Raw genomic sequence first — 4226 nt, 5'->3', positions numbered from 1 at the left:
CTATATGTCCGCCCAGTGCTGCTTTAGAGCGGTGCGGATTAAACTGTAGTTGGTCAGCGCTTAGGCCAGCAAACATTGCCTGATGATCGCTAATAAAGTTGCGCGCCATATTTTCTACTGAATCGCCCGAGGTTTGTATCGCAATCCCCGTTAATGAGTCAATGGTGCCGGTCATTTCGTTAACCGACACCTGTGCATGTGGATTCGCTGCTTTTAGTTGTGCAATAGCCTGAGTTTGTTCGTCACTTAAGCTGGCTAGTTGTGTCAGTGCTGTTTGCTGCAATTGATTCACTACCGGCACTTTTGTAACGTCAAAGTTTGAAATGGAGTTGCTCACGTTATTTACATGGTTGCTGGCTGCATTGACCTGGCTAGACGCGAGCAGCACTGGCGTGCTCAGTGCTAATGCAATGGCACTGGATATTAATGTACTTTTCATATTTATGACCTTTTATTGTTATATTCAGGCGCCGAGTGGGCGTAATTGAATATTTTTATTGTCTAACAATGAGTTTACGTGATCACAGTGCCTAATTTTCCAGCAAAGTATAACTAGGTATTACCCCTAAATGCGTTAGGTATAAACCCCTAGATTGCTTGGCTAATTTATTGAGTTGTTAAGGGTTATTAGTGAATAGACAGCATTAAATGATGTGGACTTAGCAGTGATAGCAGCTAAACGACACGGCGTTGATGCTCGTTAGATGATGTTTAAACTAGGCAGGGTGGTAATAGCGTGGTTATTTAGCAAGTGGAGTAAAGGTTAATGTGCATGGTTTTCGCGCAGCAATTTATTGCACTCTTAAGTGGTGAAATTAAGCGGTTAAATATGGTCAAGGTTTAGTTCAAGGTATTGTGTTCAAGCTATTTTTTTAAGCTATAAGGCTGTTTGTAATGCTTACTGGGGAGGCAAACTCAACAGCTAAAGGGAGAAAAGTCGTACAGAGCGTACGACTTTTTATGCTTTATTTTAATCTCGTTATGCCAATAATAATACACACAGCTCCGCCAATGAGGCCGGCCCACGCTTCTATAGGAGTGTCGCCACTTAGTGCCCGGCTCACTTGCGAACCGGCTGCTTCATACACATCATAACCCCAAATTGCCAATGCAACGCCAATAACGATGAGCACAATACCAATAACTTTATTATTCATAGTAAATCCTTAATTGTTTTAATAGAGTAATCAAAAGCGTATGAACACTTAGTATGTATAATAGTTAAACAATAATAAAGTAGCTAATATTAATAAGTTGAGTTTGGTGTGTACTCAGGATTTATATCACCCTCTACCTCATCTGGGTCTACATCGTTTATTAATAAGGTTTCACGCACCAGTTGAATATGCTCAAGCACACTTTGATAGCGCTCGCCGTATTCATACTTAGTAACCTCAATGGCTTTAGGCATATAAGTAAAGGCAATTTTTAGTGCATGTAGCGCTTCTTGATTGATTTTTTCGCTCATTATTGTCTCCTGTTGATTGTGTTAAACATAAGCGATGGCTAATAAGATAACACCAAATACGATACGGTATATACCAAAACCAACAAAGGTAAAGTTTTCTAAAAAGCGAATAAATAACTTAATAGTAAAATAGGCCACTATAAAAGAGGTCACAAAACCAACGGCCAGCGCTGTTAAATCGTCAAAAGTAAATAAATCATAATGTTTTAGCAAATCGTAGCCAGAGGCCGCCGCCAATACTGGCAAGCCTAATAAAAAGGAAAACTCCGCGCTGGCTTTACGGTTTAACCCGCACAGCATGGCGCCTACAATGGTGCTCCCCGCGCGACTAGTACCTGGAATAAGCGCAAATACCTGAGCAATACCAATCCACACTGCTTGTTGGTAGCTCACCTGGGTAACATCGGTAGTGCGACAGTGTTGTTCTTGGTAATTGCGCTCTAACAGTAAAAATATTATTCCACCCACAATAAACATCACACCAACCACCCCTACGGTGAACAAGGCTTTTATGACATCACTAAATATAAAACCTATGATCCCTAAAGGAACAAAGGCAATTGCTACTTTTAGCCACAAGTTAATCTGTTTTGAGCTGAACTTGTCTTTGTAGTTGGCTAGTACCGCTAAAATGGCGGCTAATTGAATAATGACTTCAAATGCTTGGTTAGTTGCGGTGGCTTCAATTTTTAGCCATTGAGCAACAACAATTAAATGACCGGTAGACGAAATAGGCAAAAACTCGGTGATACCTTCAATAATGCCTAAAATAATTGCGTTAAAAATTTCCACGGTAACTGTAGTCCTAAAAAAATAATAAATTAGCAAGGAGAGCTGTGGCGAGCTTATGCTATAAAATTAATGCAGCTCAGCCAAATTCGGCCATAGCATAAGAGCTTCTGTGCTAAAGCGAAAGGGGTTTTAAAATTTATTTAATAATTATTCGCATTTAGAAAAGTTGATGTTGAATGTAGTAAGCAATGGGGTTATCGCAGTTATGGTTAAGCTCAGTTAATGGGTTTGCAGGCATTGGTAGATAAACTTAAATTACGAGCAGCCATAGCTGCTCGTAATACGGGTTTAATTTAGCCGGGGGTTAGTCATCGTTTGCTATTTCTGCCACCCACATAACGCCGACTTCTTTTTTAACCACCTTAACGCGGGTGCCGGCACTAAGCGGTTGCTCACTTTTTAGTTGCCAGCTAATGCCCGAATATTTATAGGTGCTAACCTGCTGCTCATTTAAGTCGCTACTAAGCACAAAAGTAAGCTCTGCAAAGTCACTGTTCACCTGTTTGCGGTCAACATTACTTTGCATTTTTTTTAATGGTTTCCACAGTAATATAGCCAGCGCAGCGGTAATTAAGGTGTTACTCCATAATGCCGTCGTAATTGAGTCTGTCATTATTCCTAGGCTCATTAGCAGCCCCGTAACAAACAGCGAAATGCCTAAAAATAACAGTATAAAGGTTGTTAGCCCCAATACTGCAACTTCAATAATAAGCGCTAAAATACCCAGCACCATTAACACCTGAGGTAGATTGTCAGTAATGAAGCTCATAATAATTCCTCAGTAATTAACCTTTTTGTTTTGAGTTTAAGGTATTAATAATCGACATAGCTTGCGCTACCATAGAGCTTGCTTCAGTGCTGCTATCGGGCAGTAACACCACCGATGACTCTTTAGCAATCGCCTCTTTGGCTGCTATGGCTTTTGAGGCTAAATCAAGTTGAATTGCTTTTTGACCTTGCGCGGTATCGGCCGCTTCACCTACTTTACGTAGTGCTTCGGCTTGTGCTTCGGCAACGGCGATTATGGCTTTAGCTTCACCTTCGGCGCGCAAAATTTGCTCGGCTTTTTCGCCTTCGGCCCCCAGTACTTGCGCTTGTTTACGCCCTTCGGCGACGTTGATGTTGGCTTGACGGTCACCTTCTGATTCTAAAATTTGCGCACGTTTAACACGCTCTGCCTTCATTTGCGCTTCCATGGCTTCCATAACCGATTGCGGCGGCACGATATCTTTAATTTCGTAGCGCAATACCTGAATCCCCCAAGGCTCAGCGGCTTGGTTAATCGAGGTGACAATATTGGTGTTAAGTACATCACGCTCTTCAAAGGTTTTGTCTAACTCCATTTTACCCAGTTCAGAACGCATAGTGGTTTGCGAAAGCTGGGTAACGGCAAATATATAATCATCAACTCCGTAGGTAGCTTTGTAAGGGTCAAGCACGCGAAAATATAAAACACCATCCACGGTCAATGAAATATTATCTTTGGTAATCGCCGATTGCGACGGCACATCTTGGGCTTGCTCTTTCAAACTGCGATCTGCGGCAATACGGTCAATAAATGGAATGATAAAGTTTAGTCCGGCTTCTTTAGTTGATTGGTATTTGCCGAAGCGTTCTATCAGCCATGCTCGGTTTTGCGGTACAAATTTAATGCTACTTTTAAGTAGCACTAACACAAAAATTAGTAAAAATGCTTCAACGGTAAATAGGGTGTTGAGCAATTGCGCAATTGGATCCATGTAACTATTCCTTATTAATAAAAACCAGTACACCAGCGCTGGTTATAATTTCAGCAGCGCTAGAGTAGCATTACTGCGTTGTTTTAACTACAAAATTAAGCGTGGTCGTGTTACTCGTTGGAAAACTGGCACACTGTGTTTCTGCCCCTCTTTTTAGCTTGGTATAACGCCGTATCGGCATTTTTAATAATGGTTTCGGGGTTCGCATCGTGCGCCGGATATAAACT

General features: G+C 41.4%; 6 protein-coding genes and 1 pseudogene. All 7 read right to left on the bottom strand.

The genetic code is table 11. The features are described 5' to 3' along the window. A pseudogene (locus tag ABYB02_RS15250) lies at positions 1-439 on the bottom strand (hypothetical protein); the annotation flags it as partial. 526 nt (positions 440-965) lie between these two features. Continuing rightward, positions 966-1157, bottom strand: a complete 192-nt coding sequence (locus ABYB02_RS15245) for a DUF3185 family protein (RefSeq protein WP_372763257.1) — start codon at positions 1155-1157, stop codon at positions 966-968. Between the two features lie 89 nt (positions 1158-1246). Beyond that, positions 1247-1468, bottom strand: a complete 222-nt coding sequence (locus ABYB02_RS15240) for a penicillin-binding protein (protein WP_372763256.1) — start codon at positions 1466-1468, stop codon at positions 1247-1249. Between the two features lie 21 nt (positions 1469-1489). Next, entirely contained in the window at positions 1490-2260 is a 771-nt protein-coding gene (locus ABYB02_RS15235; protein WP_372763255.1) for an undecaprenyl-diphosphate phosphatase, read from the bottom strand. Positions 2261-2564: 304 nt separating this feature from the next. After that, entirely contained in the window at positions 2565-3029 is a 465-nt protein-coding gene (locus tag ABYB02_RS15230) for an NfeD family protein (RefSeq protein ID WP_372763254.1), read from the bottom strand. 16 nt (positions 3030-3045) lie between these two features. Further along, positions 3046-3999 carry an SPFH domain-containing protein gene (locus ABYB02_RS15225; RefSeq protein WP_372763253.1) on the bottom strand — a complete coding sequence of 318 codons (954 nt, stop codon included), beginning with the start codon at positions 3997-3999 and terminating at the stop codon, positions 3046-3048. Positions 4000-4109: 110 nt separating this feature from the next. After that, a partial coding sequence (locus ABYB02_RS15220) for a diguanylate cyclase domain-containing protein (protein WP_372763258.1) occupies positions 4110-4226 on the bottom strand: 117 nt, incomplete at its 5' end.

The sequence above is a fragment of the Pseudoalteromonas sp. genome, assembly GCF_041613455.1.
In the GTDB taxonomy this organism is placed as follows: Bacteria; Pseudomonadota; Gammaproteobacteria; order Enterobacterales; family Alteromonadaceae; genus Pseudoalteromonas.
This window is presented reverse-complemented; position numbering and strand designations above follow the sequence as displayed.

Bases quoted from the DNA above. Each gene is read 5' to 3' on its own strand.
- ABYB02_RS15245 (WP_372763257.1), bottom strand. From the start codon at position 1,157: ATGAATAATAAAGTTATTGGTATTGTGCTCATCGTTATTGGCGTTGCA.
- ABYB02_RS15240 (WP_372763256.1), bottom strand. From the start codon at position 1,468: ATGAGCGAAAAAATCAATCAAGAAGCGCTACATGCACTAAAAATTGCC.
- ABYB02_RS15230 (WP_372763254.1), bottom strand. From the start codon at position 3,029: ATGAGCTTCATTACTGACAATCTACCTCAGGTGTTAATGGTGCTGGGT.
- ABYB02_RS15225 (WP_372763253.1), bottom strand. From the start codon at position 3,999: ATGGATCCAATTGCGCAATTGCTCAACACCCTATTTACCGTTGAAGCA.